The following is an 18227-nucleotide window of genomic DNA, read 5'->3' on the forward strand; positions in this document are numbered from 1 at the left end:
CTTGAGGCCGGTTCTGCATGCTGCCCGTCCAGGCCCGGCCGGTGTCGGTGGGAGTCTTCGGCGGACAGCTGGAGTACGGCCGGCTCAAGTGGTATGCCGTGATGTTCGTCATGGTCGTGCTCAGAACGCCCGCCGGGGATCGGCGGAACTGGCCGGCGATCCGTGCCTGGGCGGAGGGTCTGGCGAAGGTGTTGCGCCCTGAGGGTGGTGAGGTCTAGATCGCCACCGGGCCCATCCATAGGCAACCCGAGCGCTGGGGGCGGATCACCTGCTAGGGCGTGGATGTCGAAGGGAGTTGGTGGGCGGATCAAGCCAATGAACCTGCCGCCTCCCAGGCCGGTGCGTGCCGCCAAGTCTCCCCGGATCAAAGAGTCCGCCAAAGTCGTCCCTCCTGATCGCGGAAGCAAGCCCTCTCCCTGAGGCTCACGATTCGCCCCTATTCGAAAAGCTGCCAAGGGCATCGGCGGCGCCAGGCAAAAGGATCCCTGACTGGCCGCCAGCTCAAGACCCCGAAAGAGCGCTTGTGCTGTCGGCAGAGGACCCCGCGACTGAAGGCCGTCACGGGGGTGGAGCCTCGACGCACAGGCTGGCGGAGGGGGGTTGGTATTGGATAGGAAATGGCCAATATCGCTGCCCCACTGTTCGCGGGGCCATAGCAGCAAGGAAGATCGGCCTTTGTTTCGATTTCTCTTGGAAGACTGCCATTCACGGCGACAGTCCCTCGCCGAGGGAGTTGACAGCGCCAGCAAATCGTGCAAGAATGAGGTAGCTCCGGTAACGTTCCCGGTATCCTTCTCGGAAGCGCGGGAATGAAGACCACCAGACGATCTGCAAGCATCACCGATGTGGCAAAAGCGGCGGGGGTGTCGATCTCCACGGTCTCGCGGGTATTGAACGCGCGGGTCGACGTGGCGGACGACACGCAGCAACGCGTCCTGGCTGTCATCGGTGAACTGGGCTACACCTCGAACCTGGCAGCGCGCAGCATGCGTAGCCGCAGAAAGAACCTGATCGGGCTCGTCGTGCCCGACATCGGGTTTCCCTATTCGATCGAAATCATGAAGGGGATCAATCGGGCGATCGCCGAGTCGACGTTCGACCTGTTGCTTTACACCACAGGGGACGTGAAGAAGAGCGGTGCGGCGTTACATGAACAGCACTATATCTCCCTGCTGAACAACTCGATTGCCGACGGCGTGATCATCGTTGCCTCTGCCGCGGCGGATTTCGTTTCCGAAGCCCCCATCGTCTCGGTGGATCCTCATGGCAACAATCCGAACTACCCCTACGTTCAGGGGACGAACTACGAAGGCGCCATCCAAGCCATGGAGTACTTGTTGCGCCTGGGGCATCGCCGAATCGGCTTCATCACCGGCAGAGCCGAAATCGGGAGCGGTCAGCGTCGTCTCAAGGGGTTTCGGGACGCGCTGGCGAAGGCAGGGATCGAGCCGGACGAGCGGTTGGTGGTTGCCGGGGATTTCTCCACCGAGACCGGCCGCAAGTGCGCTCTCCAGCTCTTCTCACTGAAGGAACCGCCCACCGCGATCTTCGCCGCAAACGATCAGTCGGCTATCGGCGTGTTCCTGGCCGCCAGCGAAGCGGGGGTGCGCATCCCGGAGGATTGCTCCGTCGTGGGGTTCGACAACATCCCAGAAGCCAGGTATATGGGGCTGACCACGGTGGACCAGTTCCTCGAGCAGATGGGCTACATCGCGGTCCAGATGCTCGCCAAGTTGATCGACAAGGAGCCCCTGGTGAAACGCGTGCACAAGATGCCCACGCAGCTGGTGGAACGCACTTCCTGCCGGCCCCGGACGGAGCCTGGCTAATTGAGGTCGAACTGGGACTGGCAGGGTCGTTGTTTTCTCCCGGTAGGCGAACGGGAGCAGCCCAAACGGAAGGAGGTGAGTGTCGAGACAACCTAATGGAAACGTGCAGATCCTCTCTTCGCCGTGTGGAGACGAAGGAAGACCTGCGACAGTGTGCGGAGATCACTCCACACACACCGAAGCACAGCCGATCGAATCCCACTCTAGGAGGGGAAGGGAAATGCGTAAGTCACTCCTGCTACTTGTAAGCCTGCTGGTGGCCGCGTCTATGGTCCTGACGGCCTGTGGCGGCGCCGCCACTGAAGCCCCTGCGCCGACGGAAGCACCCGCAGCGCCGGCCGAGCAGCCCACCGCCGCTCCGGCAGCGCCAGCCGAGAAGGAAGTGCTCAACGTCTGGTCGTTCACCAACGAAATCAAGACCATGGCGACTGCTTTCGAAGGCAAGCATCCCGATGTGGATGTTGTCTACACCATGATCCCCATGACCAACGGCGAGTACCAGACGAAGCTGAAGGCGTCCCTTGGGACCGCTGATGTGCCTGACGTCGTCGCCCTGGAAGCGGCATTCGTCAAGGAATGGGTGGAAGCTGATTTCCTGGCGGATCTGAACGACCTTCTTCCGCTGACGGAAGAGCTGAAGACCTTCCCGGCAGTCGTCCAGGTGGGCGCGAACGAAGGCGTGTCGAAGGGGTTCTCGTATCAGGCAACCCCGGGCGGCTTCTTCTACCGCCGCAGCATTGCCAAGGAGTGCCTGGGAACGGACGATCCGGCCGCCGTGCAGGCCATGGTGGCCGACCTCGACAAGTTCGTTGAGACGGCCGCCAAGATCAAGGAATGCTCGGCCGGCAAGACCTTCATGGTCGGCACCTCGGCCGAGCTGTTCAACCCGTTCCTGGCGAACCGCGCACAGCCGTGGGTTGTCGATGACACCCTGGTCATCGACCCCAAGGTCGAGGAGTACGTGGCCTTCGCCAAGCTCATGCGGGACAATGGGTATGAGTCCCAGGCGACCCAGTGGACCGAGGGCTGGTTCGCCGGGATGAGCGACACGCTGAAGGATGCCGAAGGCAACCCGGTTCGGGTCTTCAGCTACTTCCTGCCGACCTGGGGCCTGCCCTATGTGCTCCAGCCGAACTCCGGCGAGACCGGCGGTGACTGGGCCTTGATCGATGGTCCAATGGCCTACCAGTGGGGCGGCACCTGGGTCGGCGCCATGGCCGACAGCCCGAACCTGGATATGGCCAAGGAGTTCATCAAGTTCGTCGCCCTCGACGAGGAGAACCTGACCAACTGGGCGACCGGTGTCTACACCAACGAGTACCTCAAGGCGATCGATCCCGAGACGCCCGAAGACCAGAAGCAGGCGCCCGGGGACTTCGTCTCCAGCCAGGTGGTAGTTGAGAAGATCACGCCGGAGTTTGACGGATCCGCCCTGTACGACTGGTTGGGTGGACAGAACAACTACGAAGCTTTCGGGAAAGCAGCGCCCAAGGTCAACGGCGCCCTGATGACCGGATCGGATGATGCCATTCAGCGGGCGATGAATGACCCGCTCGCCAGCTACCTCCTCGGCGACATCACGGAAGCCGAGTTCTGGCAGCAGTGGCTGGATGCCGTTCAGAACCTGTTCCCCGAGCTGACCATTCCTGAGCCGCCCGTCACCGGGTAGCAGGGTCCGCTCACAGCGTCGTGGGTCAGTGTGCGTTCGCGTGCACTGACCCACGCTGGCTTTTTTGGGCGTCGCCGAATACCATCATAGTCTTGGATTCGTCATCTGGCGAGGAATAGCCATGCGAACAGGTAGATTGAGCACCACCTCCTATGGTTATCTCTTCATTGCTCCCTTCATCATTGGCTTTCTTCTCTTCGGACTCTATCCGGTCTACAACACGCTGGCATTGAGTCTGACCAATACGACTATGATGACGCGTGAGGCGCATTTCATCGGCCTCGAGAATTTCAAGCGCCTGTTTGCCGACGACTTCTTCATGAAGGCCGTCACCAATTCGTGGTTGATCTGGTTGCTGAACTTCATCCCCCAGATCGGCATCGCCTTGCTGCTTTCCGCCTGGTTCATGAACATCCGGCTGAAGATCCGAGCGGTCGGCATGTGGCGGACATTGTTCTTCTTGCCGAACTTGCTGATGCCGGCTGCAGTGGCGGCCCTGTTCTTCAGCCTGTTCTCCTACTACGGCCCCGCCAATCAACTCATGGTCACGGCCGGGCTGCAGAGCGAGGCCATTCACTACTTGCAGAAGATCGCCACCACCCGCGGCCTGCTGGTGTTCATCCAATGGTGGACGTGGTTCGGCTGGACAACAATCATCATCATGGCCGGCATGACCGCCATCCCCATCCACCTCTTCGAAGCGGCCATGGTGGATGGCGCATCGGCCGGGCAGATGTTTACCCAGATCACGCTGCCGTTGTTGAAGCCGATCCTGATCTTCGTCTTCGTCACTTCGCTGGTGGGCGGGATGACGATGTTCGACATTCCGTTTCTATTGACAGATGGCAGAGGCTCTCCGGCTAGCTCGATCATGACGAACAACATCCTGATGTATCTGAAGTTCTCCAGCAGCAAGGGGCACATTGCCTTCGCCTCGTCGGTCGGAGTGCTGGTGTTCATCATGACCACGGTGTGCGCCCTGGGGATCTTCTACTTCCTGCGCGACCGGGAAGGCAAGGCCACGGCCGTCCCAGAAACTGCCCCTGCCAGCCCGCCTGGGAAGGGTAGACAGCCAGCATGATCAGTCGTTACAGACTCGGCACCTACAGCATGCGGGTGATCGTGTATGGCGTTCTGATCTTGCTGCTGGTGATCACCATTATCCCCATCTGGCTGCTGATCGTGAATGCCACCCGTTCGACCACGGAGATCCAGCAGGGAGTGAGTGCGCTGCCCAGCACACACTTGCTGGAGAACTTCCGGATCCTGGAAAGCAAGGGCATCAACATGGGGAGAGGCTTCGCCAACAGCCTGTTTGTGGCGGTCGCCTCGACGGTTGTGGCGGTGTATTTCGGCTTCCTGACGGCCTACGGCATAGTGATCTATGACTTCAAGGGCAGGAACCTGTTCATGAGCTTCGTCATTCTGTTGGTGCTGATCCCCATGCAGTTCTCGATCGTGGGCTTCTTCCAGTATATGTCGCGCTTGGGACTCACTGACAACTACGCTTCCCTCATTCTGCCGCTCGTCGCCAGCGCCGGGGCGGTCTTCTTTGCCAAGCAATACCTGGAGTCGGTTGTCGTCCGTGAGCTGATCGATGCCGCCCGGATCGACGGGGCGAGTGAGCTGGGGATCTTTCATCGGGTGATGATGCCGCTGGCGATCCCCGGCGCGGCGACCTTGGGCATCTTCGCCTTTGTCGCTGCCTGGAACAACTTCTTCAATGCTTTCATCCTGATCTCGTCGCTCGAGAAGTACACGCTGCCAATGTTGGTGCAAACCTTGCGCGGCGATGTGTATCGGACCGAGTACGGCGCCATCTACCTGGGGCTGGCGATCACCGTTGTGCCGATCATCGTCATGTACGTGTTCTTTGCGCGGTACATCATCAGCGGGATTGCCATGGGTGCTATGAAGGAATAGGGGGATCTGAAACGAGGCTCTATGCGGTATGGTCACTTCGACGACCAGAAGCAGGAATACGTGCTCGACCGGCCGGATCCGCCCCTGCCGTGGATCAACTACCTTGGCAGCGACGAGTTCTTCGGCCTCATCTCCAATACCGGCGGTGGGTACTCCTTCTACAAAGATGCCCGGCTGCGGCGACTGACCCGCTATCGCTACAACAACGTTCCACCGGACTCGAACGGGCGCTTCCTCTATCTGCGCGACGACGACGCCCAGGATCGCCTGGCGGGCCCCCGCTTCTGGACACCGTCATGGCAGCCGATGCGAATGCCGTTGGATACATATGAGTGTCGGCATGGTATGGGATATACCAGCATCCGTTCCTCGGCGGCCGGAATCGAATGTTGCACCCGCTATTTCGTCCCGCTGGGCGAGACCCTCGAAGTCTGGGAGCTGACGCTCACCAATCATCGCCCGCAGCGAGCGCAATTGTCGGCAATCGCCGCCGTGGAGTTCAATCTCTGGGATGCTCACGACGACGCCACCAACTACCAACGCAACTACTCCGTCGGTGAGGTTGAAGTCGCCGACGGAGTCATCTACCACAAGACGGAGTATCGCGAGCGACGCAACCACTTCGCCTACCTGGCCTGTTCTGAGCCTGTGATCGGATTCGACACTCAGCGCGAAGCCTTCCTGGGAGCGTATCGGGGTTGGGATTCGCCGGCCGCCGTGGAGGCGGGCGAGTTGTCCGGCTCGATTGCGCATGGATGGCAGCCGATAGGGGCACTGCATCTCAAGGCGGAATTGGAGCCGGGTCAGCAGAAGAAAGTCATCTTCCTCCTGGGATACCACGAGAACCCGGTCGGCGAGAAATTCGAGGATCCCGAATCCCAGGTCGCCGACAAGCGCCGGGTCTTGCCGACGATCGGGAAGTACCTCAAGCCAGAGGTCGTCGAAAGCGCGTTCCAAGCGTTGCGTCTCTACTGGACGAGTAGCTTGAACACCCTCCAGGTGGTCACGCCGGATCCACACACCAACCGCATGGTGAATATCTGGAACGCCTACCAGGTGATGATCACCTTCAACCTGTCGCGATCGGCTTCCTACTTCGAGTCCGGAATCGGGCGCGGCATGGGCTTTCGCGACTCGAACCAGGATCTGCTAGGTTTCGTGCAGTTCTCCCCGGCGCGGGCCCGGGAGCGCATCTTGGATTTGGCGGCGACCCAGTTGCCCAGTGGGGGGGCCTACCACCAGTACCAGCCGCTGACCAAACGCGGCAACAACGACATCGGCAGCGGGTTCAATGATGATCCGCTCTGGCTGGTGTTGTCGGTGTCGGCCTACCTGAAGGAGACGGACGACTGGGGCATTCTCCAAGTTCCTGTTGTCTATGACAACCAGCCGGCGACCGAGGAACGCCTCCTCGAGCATTTGCGCCGTTCGATCCAGTACACGCTCGACCGACTGGGGCCGCATGGTTTGCCCCTGATCGGCCGCGCCGACTGGAATGACTGCCTAAACCTGAACTGCTTCTCGGACGTGCCCGGACAGCCGTTTCAAACCACGACCAACCGAGACGGGCATGTGGCGGAAAGCGTCTTCATCGCAGGGTTGTTTGTGCTGGCCGCCAAGGAAATGGGCGAGATCGCTACCCGGCTGGGCGAGGCCGGGCTGGCTGAGTTGTGCTCGACAGCCACCCAGAAGATGGAGGCAGCGATCGGTTTTGCGGGTTGGGATGGTGAGTGGTTTCGCCGGGCCTACGACGACTCTGGCCGGCCACTCGGGTCGAAGGAGAATGATGAAGGCCGGATCTTCATCGAGCCGCAGGGTATCTGTGTGATGGCAGGCTTGGGCTTAGACGACGGCCGGGCGCGGCAGGCTCTGGACTCCGTCGCCGACCAGCTGGCGACGCCGCACGGGATCGTCCTGCAGCAGCCAGCCTTCCACAAGTACTACCTGCACCTGGGCGAGATCTCGTCCTATCCTCCGGGGTACAAGGAGAACGCCGGCGTCTTCTGTCATACGAATCCATGGATCATGATCGCCGAGGCGATGGTTGGGCGGGGGGACAGGGCCCACGATTACTACCTGCGCATCAATCCGTCGGCGCGCGAGCAAATCAGTGACATCCACCGGTGCGAGCCCTACGTCTACGCCCAGATGATCGCCGGCAGAGATGCCCCCACCTTCGGCGAAGCCAAGAACTCCTGGTTGACGGGCACCGCAGCCTGGAACTACGTCGCCATCACCCAATGGATCCTGGGCATCCGTCCCACCTACGAGGGCCTGCGGATCACACCCGTGATCCCTTCGAGCTGGGATGGCTTTGAGGCCGAGCGTTCCTTCCGGGGAGCCCGCTACGCGATCCAGGTGAAGCGAAAGGGCCCGGGGAATGCAGTCCAGCTGGAAGTGGATGGCAGGCCACTGAACGGAACGGTGATTCCGCTGCCCCCACAGGGTGTATCAAGTGTCCAGGTCGTGGCTTGGCTGGGTCAAGAGTGAATGGCCATGAGTGATTGGCCATGAGTGATGGAGCAGGGGCTTTCCCGCGGGACTTCATCTGGGGCGCCGCGACGGCATCCTACCAGATCGAAGGCGGATGGAATGAGGATGGCAAAGGCGAGAGCATCTGGGATCGCTTCAGCCATGCCCCGGGAAACGTAGTCAATGGGGACACGGGAGATGTCGCCTGCGATCACTACCACCGCTGGCGTGAAGATGTTGCCCTGATGAAGGCCCTCGGCCTGAAAGCCTATCGCTTCTCCATCTCCTGGCCGCGCATCCTGCCGGATGGGCGCGGTGCGGTGAATCAAGGCGGGCTCGGCTTCTACAGCAAGTTGGTCGATGCGCTCCTGGACGCGGGGATAGCGCCCTATGTGACCCTGTACCACTGGGACTTGCCCCAGCCCTTACAGGATCAAGGCGGCTGGCCGGCGCGGACGGTGGTGGATGCCTTCGCCGAGTTCGCGGACATCATGGGCCGCTCCCTCGGAGACCGTGTGGAACACTGGATCACGGTGAATGAACCCTGGGTCAGCGCCTTCGTGGGCTACCGAGACGGGCGACATGCGCCCGGGCACACCGATCGGAAGGAGGCCTTGGCGGCCGCTCACCATTTGCTCCTCGCTCATGGACGGGCTGTGCCCGTCATCCGGGCCAATTGCCCGGGCGCATCCGTGGGGATTGCCCTGAATCTGACTCCCCAAGAACCGGCCTCCCCCAGCGCCGCCGATCGGAGAGAATCCACTTGGGTGGATGGCTCCATCAACCGCTGGTTCCTCGACCCTCTGGTCGGACGAGACTATCCGCGGGACATGGTCGCCAGCTTTGGGGACGCCCTGGATTTCGTTCAAGACGGCGACATGAGAACGATTGCCGAGCCCATTGACTTGCTGGGCGCCAACTACTACACCCGCAACATTGTTCGATCGAGAGATCTCAGCGAAGCGGAAAACCTGCGGCGCACCGTTGTTCCGGGCGACGAGCTGACCGAAATGGGCTGGGAGGTCTACCCCCAGGGACTCTACGATACCTTGGGCCGGCTGCATTTCGGCTATGGCTTTCCTTCGATCTATGTCACCGAGAACGGTGCAGCCTTCCCGGATGCACTTGCCCAAGACGGCAGGGTGAACGATCCCGCCCGTCTGTCGTACATCAAACACCATCTGCTGATGGTCCAACGGGCTATCGCCAGTGGTGTCCCGGTGAAGGGGTACTTTGTCTGGTCGCTGCTGGACAACTTTGAGTGGAGCTTCGGGTACTCCAAGCGCTTCGGAATCGTGTATGTCGACTACCGAACACAACAGCGCATCCCAAAGGCAAGTGCAGCCTGGTACCGCCAAGTGATCCTTGAGAATGGCGCTGGCTTGGGAGGCTGATGTTCTCTAGGTTGTCATGCTCGCTTGAGCGGCTGGCGAAAGCGGGCCGGCTCCCTAGCTCAGTCAGCCGGGAGTGCGGTTCGCCCCAGGCAAACCCAACATGCGGGGCAGGCCGCAGCTCGAGCGGTGGTGGGGTGAGAGCCGGTTGAAGGCCAGCGATCTGATTCGGAACCACGGGCAGAAGGACTGCCGGAAGTCATGGCTCAGAGCTGGGGCGCAGCTTCTCCCGGCAGTTGGTTCTTCAGAATGAATCTTGGGAACTTGATCGAGAGGGGATATGACGTCAGCCAATAGGCGCATCGAAATCCTGCTGTCGCAGATGACCCTGGACGAGAAGCTTGCTCAGATGGGTTCCTGCTGGTTCTTCGAGCTTCAAACCCACGGGGAGCTCGATCCCGTCAAGCTCGGCGCCCGCCTCAAAGAAGGCATCGGTCAAATCACGCGCCCGGGCGGCGCTTCCACGCTTCCCCCGGTCGGGATCGCAAGAGCCGGCAACCGCATTCAGAAGTACCTGATTGAGCACACGCGCTTGGGTATACCCGCAATCTTGCATGAAGAGAGCTGTTGCGGGGCCATGGTTCTTGGCGGGACGATGTACCCGCAAATGCTCGGCCTGGCTGCGACTTTCCGTCCTGCGCTCGCCGAAGCAATGACCCGTGCGATCCGGGATCAGCTCCTTGCCATCGGGGCGCGCCTGGTCCTGGGGCCTGTCCTGGACCTGGCATTCGATGCCCGCTGGGGTCGCACCGAAGAGACCTTCGGCGAGGACCCAACCCTGACCGCCCACTTCGGGATGGCCTACATCCGCGGTCTCCAGAGCGACAACCTGGCCAGGGGTGTGGCTGCAACTGGCAAGCACTTCATCGGGCACAGCCTCTCCCAGGGTGGGCAGAACTGCGGCCCTGTCCATCTCGGCATGCGCGAACTGCAGGATGTCTACCTCATTCCCTTCCAGGCCGCCATTCGGGATGCGGGGTTGGCGGCGATCATGAACGCCTATCCCGAAGTCGATGGTGAGATCGTGGCGGCCTCTCGCCGGATCCTCACCGAGCTGCTGCGCGACCAGCTCGGCTTCGAAGGACCCGTCGTGTCGGACTACGAAAGCGTGACGATGATCCACAACTACCACCATGCCGCCGCCGATCTGTCGAGGGCGGCGAGCATGGCCCTGCATGCCGGAATCGATGTGGAGCTGCCCACACTGCTCTGTTATGGCGATCCATTGAAAGACGCACTCGAGGCAGGCGCCATCTCGCTGGAGCTCGTCGACAACGCTGTGCGGCGGCATCTCCAGTTGAAGGTGGAGCTGGGTCTGCTGGACAACCCGTACGTCTCCGAGGAGGGCGTGGCCGAAACCTTCGAGACGCCGGCCAACCGGCAGCTTGCCCGCCAGATTGCCGGCCAGAGCCTGGTCCTGCTGAAGAACGATGGCATCTTGCCGCTCAAGAAGACCGGGCAGACTCTGGCTGTGATCGGCCCCCATGGGGATACCGGTCGCAACCAGCTGGGAGGCTACTCGTATGCCGCGGTGGTGGAACTGATGACCCTGCAAGCCCCCGAAGGGTCGTCATTTGTCGGCCTCGATGCGGCCTCCCTGGCCCAGGACGACATTCGGGTTGTCACGATCCTGCAGGGGATCAAGGCGATCGTTCCGCCCGAGACCAAGGTTCTCTTCGCGCCAGGTTGCGGTCTACTCGATGGCGAGCCAGAGGGCTTGGCGAAGGCCCTTGCGATCGCCGAGGCGGCGGATGTGATCATCCTGGCCCTCGGCGAACGATCGGGCTTGGTCCCTTCCTGCACGACCGGCGAGACGCGCGACAGCGCCGATCTCAGGCTTCCGCCTGTCCAGGAAGAGCTGGCCCGTAGGCTTTTGGAGGCCGGCAAGCCGATCGTTTTGGTGTTGATCAATGGGCGTCCGCTGGCTGTCCCGTGGTTGGCAGAACACATGAATGCGATTCTGGAGGCCTGGCTGCCGGGCGAAGAAGGAGGGGGGGCGGTGGCGGAGGTTCTGTTCGGCGAGACCAACCCCGGCGGCAAACTCCCGATCACCTTCCCGCGCGCAGTCGGTCAGGTTCCATTGACATACAACCACAAGCCCTCGGGGATGCGCTCCAATTGGTATGTCGACTACGTCGCCGAGAAAGCCGCGCCGCTCTATCCTTTCGGTCACGGCCTGAGCTACACCACCTTCGAGTATGGCAGTCTGTCGATCAGCCCGGCTCAGGCAACGGCTGGTGAGCGGGTCGCGATCTGCGTCGCGGTGACGAACACCGGCCGGAGAGCCGGGGAAGAGGTCGTCCAGCTGTATGTCCGGGACGAGTTTGCGAGTGTGCCGCGGCCGGTTAAGCAGCTCATGGGATTCGCGCGCGTGGAGCTCAGACCGGGTGAACGCAAGACGATTCGATTCGATCTGCCCATAGACCAATTGGGTTTCATTTCAAGCGCGATGAAGCTGGTGATTGAACCCGGCAGGATCCTGGTCATGATCGGAAGCTCGTCGGAGGATATCCGCCTGCAGGGTGAGTTCGAGATTGTAGGCCCGGATGTCATGCCGATCGAGAACCGGGTCTTCGCCTGCCCGGTCGAGATTGAACCCTAGCCCGGCACGGAGCCGCGCTCAGGGCGGCGTATCCATGTTTGACCCAGGGAGCTACCTCATGCATGACGGATATGAACCGAAGCCCGAACACAAGTTCACCTTCGGCCTGTGGACGGTCGGCAACACCGGCCGCGACCCCTTTGGCGAGCCCGTCCGTTCGCCCCTGTCGCCGGCCGAGCTGGTGCACATGCTGGCCGAGGTCGGGGCCTACGGTGTCAACCTGCATGACAACGACCTGGTGCCGATCGACGCAACGCCGAGTGAGCGCGACAACATCGTCGCGGCATTCAAACAGGTGCTAGAAGCGACGGGGCTCGTCGTGCCCATGGCCACCACTAACCTGTTCTCGGATCCAGCTTTCAAGGACGGCGCCTTCAGCGCCAATGACCCTCGCGTGCGTGCCTATGCCCTTCAGAAGACGATGCGCGCCATCGATCTGGGCGTGGAATTGGGCGCCACAATCTACGTCTTCTGGGGCGGCCGGGAAGGAACTGAAACCGATGCGGCGAAAGACCCGATCACGGCCATCAAACGCACTCGCGAGGCGATGAACTTCCTCTGCGCCTACGTCCTCGACAGGGGCTATGACTTGAGGTTCGCCCTGGAGTCAAAACCCAATGAGCCGCGCGGCGACATCTACAACTCGACGACGGGCCACATGCTGGCCTTCATCGAAAGCCTGGACCACCCTGAGATGGTCGGCGTAAACCCCGAAGTTGCCCACGAGCACATGGCCGGGCTCAATTTCGTGCACAGCGTGGCCCAGGCCATGGAGCGCCAGAAGCTCTTCCACATTGACCTCAACGATCAGGCCTTCGGCCGGTACGACCAGGATTTCCGCTTCGGTGCGGTCAACCTCAAGAGCGCCTTCTTCCTCGTCAAGCTGCTTGAGGACTACGGCTATTCAGGCAACCGCCACTTCGACGCACACGCTTATCGCACGGAAGACTACGAGGGTGTCAAAGACTTTGCACGAGGCTGCATGCGCACCTACCTGATTCTGAAGGCGAAGGCGGCCCAGTTCGGACGAGATGCAGAGATCCAGGCGCTGCTGGCGGAGATCACGGCCAAGGATGAGGAGATGAATGCACTCTCCGGCATCTACTCCGCCAAGAAAGCCAAGGATCTGAAGGCCTTCGCCTTCGACAGGCAGTCGATGGGAGGACGCGGCTTGAAGTACGAGCGACTTGATCAACTGACCGTCGAGCTGATCATGGGCGTGCGCTAGTCCTGAGACCTCCGCCATCGGTGAAACGTCCATGAACCGAGTTGAGCTCAACGGAATTGACTGCCTCGAGATCGCCAATGAGCACCTGTCCCTGCTGGCGACGGTCTCCGTCGGGCCGCGGATTCTGTCCCTGAAGGCCTCTGCCGGCGAAAACTTGTTTGCTGTGCTGCCGCAGGCGACGTTGGATTGCCCCGGCGGCGGCCTGTTCCATTTCTACGGCGGCCATCGCCTCTGGCACGCGCCCGAGGACCCCTGTACCACCTACCAGCCGGATGACTCACCGGTGCGCCTCGAGCCGATCGAGGACGGCGTGCGGCTTGTCCAGGATGCCCAGCCGAGGATATTCCTTGAGAAGACGATTGAAATCCGGCTGGCGAGCGGATCGCCGAAGGTCTGGGTCCGACATATCGTTGCCAACCGAGGAGCTGATTCGCACCGCCTAGCGCCCTGGGCGATCACGCAGTTCAGACCCGGTGGCGTGGCCGTCCTTCCGCAGGCTACGCGTTGGGTGGACAACAAGCTCGTCCTGCCCAATCGCTCGATCGCCCTCTGGCCGTACACCGACCTCAAGAGTGGCTTCATCGACCTAGGAAACGAAACGATCCTCGTTCATGCCAGAATGAGGGATGGCATGCTCAAGATCGGGTTCCCCAATCCGGCAGGGTGGATGGCCTACTGGATCGATGGCTCGTTGTTCGTCAAGCGCGCCGCCTTCCGTCCAGGGGCGGAGTACCTCGACCTGGGGAGCTCGAGCGAGTGCTATTGTGACCCGCGCTTCCTGGAACTGGAAACGCTGGGGCCGGTCGTGCAGCTTCATCCAGGATCCAGCGTCGAGCATGTCGAAGCATGGACGGTTCACCAAGACGTTCGATGGACGGACGACCTGGCGGAAATCCGCTCGGTCGTCGCAGAGGGATAGATGCCGGTGAGCTGCTGGATCGGGATTGACGTTTCGACAACGGCGACGAAGGCGGTTCTGATCGACGACGGCGGGCAACCTGTCGCCGTCGCCTCCTCGGAGTATGGCTTCGAAACCCCGCAACCGCTCTGGAGCGAGCAGGACCCGGATCTGTGGTGGCAGGCCTCGATCAAGAGCATTCGTGCGGTGCTCGGCTCGGGCGGTGCCTCGCCCAAAGACATCCAGGGGGTGGGCCTGACGGGACAAATGCACGGCCTGGTGCTGTTGGATTCGGATGGCAGCGTGCTGCGGCCGGCCATTCTTTGGAACGATCAACGCACGGGAGCGCAATGTGACGACATTCGAGCGCGCCTCGGGAAAGAGCGACTGATACAGCTCACAGGCAACGACGCCCTGACGGGGTTCACCGCCCCCAAGATCCTTTGGGTGCGCGAGCACGAGCCCGAGGTATACCGGCGGATTGCCCACATTCTTCTTCCCAAGGACTACGTTCGCTACAAGTTGAGCGGTGAATTCGCCGTCGACCGTGCCGACGGCGCCGGGACCTTGCTGTTCGATCTGAGGGCCCGCAATTGGTCGCCTGAAGTGTTGGAGGCGCTCGAGATCAAGCCGGAATGGTTGCCCAAGACGTTCGAGGGCACGGACGTGACGGGCGCCGTGTGTTCCAGCGCTGCCGAGGCGACGGGGCTGCAGGCGGGAACACCGATTGTGGCCGGTGGAGGAGACCAGGCGGCGGCCGCCGTCGGCACAGGCGCAGTTGAAGAGGGGATCGTTTCGCTGAGCCTGGGGACTTCTGGAGTTGTGTTTGCCACCACGGATCAGCCCGCAATTGAGGCAGCCGGGCGCCTGCACGCCTTCTGCCACGCCGTTCCCGGGAAGTGGCACCTGATGGGGGTCATGCTCTCGGCCGCGGGGAGCTTGCGCTGGCATCGCGACACGTTCGCGCCGGGGATGGACTTCGATAACTTGCTCTTGCCCGCCGGCGACGTCCCGCCGGGGAGCGACGGGTTGCTGTTCCTTCCGTATCTGAGCGGCGAGCGAACGCCGCACCCGGACCCGCTTGCCCGCGGTGCATTCGTCGGCCTGACCCTTCGCCACGGCCTGCCGCAGCTGACCCGGTCGGTGTTGGAGGGCGTGGCCTTCGGCCTGCGAGACTGCTTCGAATTGATGAAAGGCGTCGGGCTGGGCGAGATCTCCCAGGTTCGCATTGCCGGCGGCGGCGCCAGGAGCACCCTCTGGCGTCAGATCCTCGCCGATGTCCTTCAGGCCGAGTTGGTCACCGTCAACGCCGAAGAGGGTGCCGCCTATGGCGCGGCCTTGTTAGCGGCCACGGGGACGGGCGCATTCACCGATGTACCCAGCGCCTGTCGCCAAGTGATCCAGATCACGGGGCGCACGGAACCGAGTGCTGCAGCGGCTGCCTACCAGGACCTCTATCCAATCTACAGGCAGCTCTACCCAGCCCTGAAGCTTTCTTTCCACGCGCTTGCGGGATCATGATCCGCATCGGGGTTTCGTCCACGGGCCGGAACCACGCCTAACTAGAATTGGGGCACCGTCGGACCATTAGGCGGGCACGATCCGGCTCTCGAGCCGGGCTCGGGGCGAATCTCCGCCGCGAACCGCGTCGTCGGCAATCTGAATCGAGAAGGAGCAGAATTCCATGGAGATGAGGCGGCTGGGGAAGAGCGGCATTCGGGTCTCGGTGATCGGGCTGGGGTTGTGGGCTGTCGGTGGCCAGGATTGGGGCCCGACGGATGATGGAGCTTCGCTGAGCACCATCGACGCCGCACTTGAGGCGGGGATCAACTTCTTCGATACGGCGGATGCCTACGGCGAGGGTCACAGTGAGGAGCTGCTTGGCCGTGCGATGCAAGGCCGCCGCGACCGGTTCATCGTGGCGAGCAAGATCGGCTGGATCAACTTCGACAGCGAGCGGCGGAGCTCAGCCTACGACACGGTCGCCAAACTCGTTGCTGGGGTTGAATCCAGCCTCAAGCGGCTCAAGACGGATCACATCGACGTCATCCAGCGCCATATTGACTTCCCGGATCCAACCGTCGAGGTGTTCCTCGAGGGATTTCAGTCCCTTCAGGAGGCCGGCAAGGTGCGCGCCTACGGCCTGAGCACAAGCGATGATGGGTTTCTCCGACGGTTCAACTCGGATGGCCGCTGTGCTACGCTGCAGATCGACTACAGCCTTCTGAATCGGACCTGTGAGCAGGAAATCCTGCCGTACTGCCAGGCGCAGGACATCGGGGTCATCGTGCGCGGGCCGCTGGCGATGGGACTTCTCACCGGGAAGTTCGACCCGGGGGCTAGATTCGGCGAAAACGATTTCCGGCGACGTTGGATTGACAGCCGGGAGGAGCATGAGGTCTTTCTGGAAGACCTCACGAAGGTTGACAAGCTTCGGTCCCTGACGGATGGCCGAAGCCTGGCCCAGCTGGCGATCCAGTTCAGTATCCATCATCAGGCCGTGGCCACCAGCATTCCCGGCGCCAAAACCGTCGCCCAACTGCGGGAAAACGTTGCCGCCGCCCAGCTCCCGCGGTTGACGGCTCAGGAGTTGGGGATCATCAACGGCGTTACCCCTGCGGGGGGCGGAAGAAAGATCTGGCCGGCCTAGCAGGGCGCGATCCACGTCCGCCTTCAGTTCGCCCGCAACAACGGCGAGCGGCATCTCTTAGTAGGTCCAAGAATACGATAGAATTAGTCCTAATGGGCTCCCTTGCGGCCGGCCGTGCCGAGCGGCCAGGGTGGTGCTGGCCGTTCGCGCGGGAAGGCATGTCGCTGACTCGCATGTCGCCGGCGATGCTGTGGGGGGCCTGTTCAACGTTGCCTGGAGGACGATCGTATGAGCGGCATTCGGGTGCTGGTGGGAACTCGGAAGGGCGCATTTGTCCTGACGTCGGACGGGAAGCGGAAGCGATGGGAAGTCCACGGGCCGCATTTCGGCGGTTGGGAGATCTACCACATCAAAGGATCCCCTGCCGACCCCAACCGGCTTTACGCCGCGCAATCGAACGACTGGTTCGGGCAGGTTATCCATCGCTCGAATGACGGCGGCTCGACGTGGGAGCCGGTAGGCAATAAGTTCGTCTACGATGGGGTCCCCGGCACACACAAGTGGTACGACGGAACGCAGCATCCATGGGAGTTCAAGCGTATCTGGCATCTCGAGCCATCGCTGACCGATCCGGATCGTCTGTATGCCGGGGCAGAAGATGCGGCGCTGTTTCAGTCACTCGACGGCGGGCAAACGTGGGAGGAGCTCTCCGGGCTGCGCAGTGTCAAGGGAGACATGTGGCAGCCGGGCGCCGGGGGAATGGGCCTGCACACCATCGTGCTGGATCCGGGCAACCCGCAGCGTATGTTCATTGCCATCTCGGCTGCAGGAGCCTTCCGCAGCGACGATGCCGGGGAGACCTGGCGGCCCATCAACAATGGGCTGAAGTCGCAGTACGAGCTCCCTGACCCGGAGGCCGAGGTGGGCCACTGCGTTCATCGCATCGCCATGCACCCGGCGCGACCGAGCGTGCTGTTCATGCAGAAACACTGGGACGTATTGCGCACCGATGACGCCGGCGAGTCGTGGCGCGAAATCAGCGGGAATCTGCCGAGCGATTTCGGCTTCGTGATCGATGTCCATGCCCACGAGCCGGAGACGATCTACGTTGTCCCGATCAAGAGCGACTCCGAGCACTATCCGCCGGATGGCAAGCTGCGGGTGTACCGCAGCCGGACGGGCGGGGAGGAGTGGGAAGCCTTGACCCAGGGGTTGCCGCAGAAGGACTGCTATGTCAACGTGCTTCGCGACGGCATGGCGGTGGACGCCATGGATCCGTGCGGCGTGTACTTCGGGACCACGGGCGGACAAGTGTACGCCTCCGCCGACAGCGGGGACAGCTGGCTGCCGATCGTGCGCGATCTGCCTGCGGTCCTGTCGGTCGAGGTACAGACGCTGCCATGATCCCTGCGCCTACCATCACTTCCACCAAGGAGGCGCAGGGATGATCCGGGTCATCCTGCCAGCGCACCTGCGCAATCTGGCGCGGGTTCCGGGCGAAGTCGGTCTCGAAGTGGACGGCATGGTCACCCAGCGGGCGATCCTGGATGCGCTCGAGGCCCGCCACCCGGTGCTGCGCGGGACGATTCGTGATCACGTCACACAAGAACGCCGGGCATTTGTGC

14 protein-coding genes are annotated in these 18227 nt (G+C 62.1%); all 14 read left to right on the top strand.

Annotated features, from left to right (window positions below):
- Positions 1–17: 17 nt before the first annotated feature.
- Entirely contained in the window at positions 18–218 is a 201-nt protein-coding gene (locus MUO23_06110; protein ID MCJ7512528.1) for a hypothetical protein, read from the top strand.
- 591 nt (positions 219–809) lie between these two features.
- Positions 810–1829, top strand: a complete 1020-nt coding sequence (locus MUO23_06115) for a LacI family transcriptional regulator (protein MCJ7512529.1) — start codon at positions 810–812, stop codon at positions 1827–1829.
- A 220-nt stretch (positions 1830–2049) separates the two neighbouring features.
- Complete coding sequence (locus tag MUO23_06120) at positions 2050–3498, top strand: ABC transporter substrate-binding protein (protein MCJ7512530.1); 1449 nt, start codon at positions 2050–2052, stop codon at positions 3496–3498.
- Between the two features lie 121 nt (positions 3499–3619).
- Complete coding sequence (locus MUO23_06125) at positions 3620–4579, top strand: sugar ABC transporter permease (GenBank protein ID MCJ7512531.1); 960 nt, start codon at positions 3620–3622, stop codon at positions 4577–4579.
- A complete protein-coding gene (locus MUO23_06130) occupies positions 4576–5421 on the top strand; it encodes a carbohydrate ABC transporter permease (GenBank protein MCJ7512532.1) in 846 nt (281 codons plus the stop codon). Before MUO23_06125 ends, MUO23_06130 begins: the two co-directional genes overlap by 4 nt.
- 21 nt (positions 5422–5442) lie before the next feature.
- The gene (locus MUO23_06135) at positions 5443–7911 is read left to right on the top strand and encodes a glycosyl transferase (protein ID MCJ7512533.1); all 2469 of its coding nucleotides are present in this window, start codon (positions 5443–5445) and stop codon (positions 7909–7911) included.
- A 20-nt stretch (positions 7912–7931) separates the two neighbouring features.
- Positions 7932–9287, top strand: a complete 1356-nt coding sequence (locus tag MUO23_06140) for a GH1 family beta-glucosidase (protein MCJ7512534.1) — start codon at positions 7932–7934, stop codon at positions 9285–9287.
- 277 nt (positions 9288–9564) lie between these two features.
- Complete coding sequence (locus tag MUO23_06145; GenBank protein ID MCJ7512535.1) at positions 9565–11886, top strand: glycoside hydrolase family 3 C-terminal domain-containing protein; 2322 nt, start codon at positions 9565–9567, stop codon at positions 11884–11886.
- A gap of 58 nt (positions 11887–11944) precedes the next feature.
- Entirely contained in the window at positions 11945–13114 is a 1170-nt protein-coding gene (gene xylA / locus MUO23_06150; GenBank protein MCJ7512536.1) for a xylose isomerase, read from the top strand.
- A 31-nt stretch (positions 13115–13145) separates the two neighbouring features.
- A complete protein-coding gene (locus MUO23_06155; protein MCJ7512537.1) occupies positions 13146–14033 on the top strand; it encodes a DUF4380 domain-containing protein in 888 nt (295 codons plus the stop codon).
- Between the two features lie 6 nt (positions 14034–14039).
- Entirely contained in the window at positions 14040–15533 is a 1494-nt protein-coding gene (gene xylB / locus MUO23_06160) for a xylulokinase (GenBank protein ID MCJ7512538.1), read from the top strand.
- 169 nt (positions 15534–15702) lie between these two features.
- On the top strand, positions 15703–16662 hold the full coding sequence (locus MUO23_06165; protein MCJ7512539.1) for an aldo/keto reductase: 960 nt from the start codon (positions 15703–15705) through the stop codon (positions 16660–16662).
- Positions 16663–16890: 228 nt separating this feature from the next.
- Positions 16891–18006 (top strand): hypothetical protein, encoded by a 1116-nt coding sequence (locus tag MUO23_06170; protein MCJ7512540.1) that lies wholly within the window; start codon positions 16891–16893, stop codon positions 18004–18006.
- Positions 18007–18046: 40 nt separating this feature from the next.
- The coding region (locus MUO23_06175; protein ID MCJ7512541.1) for a hypothetical protein at positions 18047–18227 on the top strand (181 nt) is incomplete at its 3' end.

The sequence above is a fragment of the Anaerolineales bacterium genome, assembly GCA_022866145.1.
Lineage (GTDB): Bacteria > Chloroflexota > Anaerolineae > Anaerolineales > E44-bin32 > PFL42.

Coding starts and splice junctions, on each gene's coding strand:
- MUO23_06135 (MCJ7512533.1), top strand. CDS start 5,443: ATGCGGTATGGTCACTTCGACGACCAGAAGCAGGAATACGTGCTCGAC.
- MUO23_06120 (MCJ7512530.1), top strand. CDS start 2,050: ATGCGTAAGTCACTCCTGCTACTTGTAAGCCTGCTGGTGGCCGCGTCT.
- xylA (MCJ7512536.1), top strand. CDS start 11,945: ATGCATGACGGATATGAACCGAAGCCCGAACACAAGTTCACCTTCGGC.
- MUO23_06145 (MCJ7512535.1), top strand. CDS start 9,565: ATGACGTCAGCCAATAGGCGCATCGAAATCCTGCTGTCGCAGATGACC.
- MUO23_06140 (MCJ7512534.1), top strand. CDS start 7,932: ATGAGTGATGGAGCAGGGGCTTTCCCGCGGGACTTCATCTGGGGCGCC.
- MUO23_06170 (MCJ7512540.1), top strand. CDS start 16,891: ATGAGCGGCATTCGGGTGCTGGTGGGAACTCGGAAGGGCGCATTTGTC.
- MUO23_06110 (MCJ7512528.1), top strand. CDS start 18: ATGCTGCCCGTCCAGGCCCGGCCGGTGTCGGTGGGAGTCTTCGGCGGA.
- MUO23_06115 (MCJ7512529.1), top strand. CDS start 810: ATGAAGACCACCAGACGATCTGCAAGCATCACCGATGTGGCAAAAGCG.
- MUO23_06130 (MCJ7512532.1), top strand. CDS start 4,576: ATGATCAGTCGTTACAGACTCGGCACCTACAGCATGCGGGTGATCGTG.
- MUO23_06125 (MCJ7512531.1), top strand. CDS start 3,620: ATGCGAACAGGTAGATTGAGCACCACCTCCTATGGTTATCTCTTCATT.
- MUO23_06155 (MCJ7512537.1), top strand. CDS start 13,146: ATGAACCGAGTTGAGCTCAACGGAATTGACTGCCTCGAGATCGCCAAT.
- MUO23_06165 (MCJ7512539.1), top strand. CDS start 15,703: ATGAGGCGGCTGGGGAAGAGCGGCATTCGGGTCTCGGTGATCGGGCTG.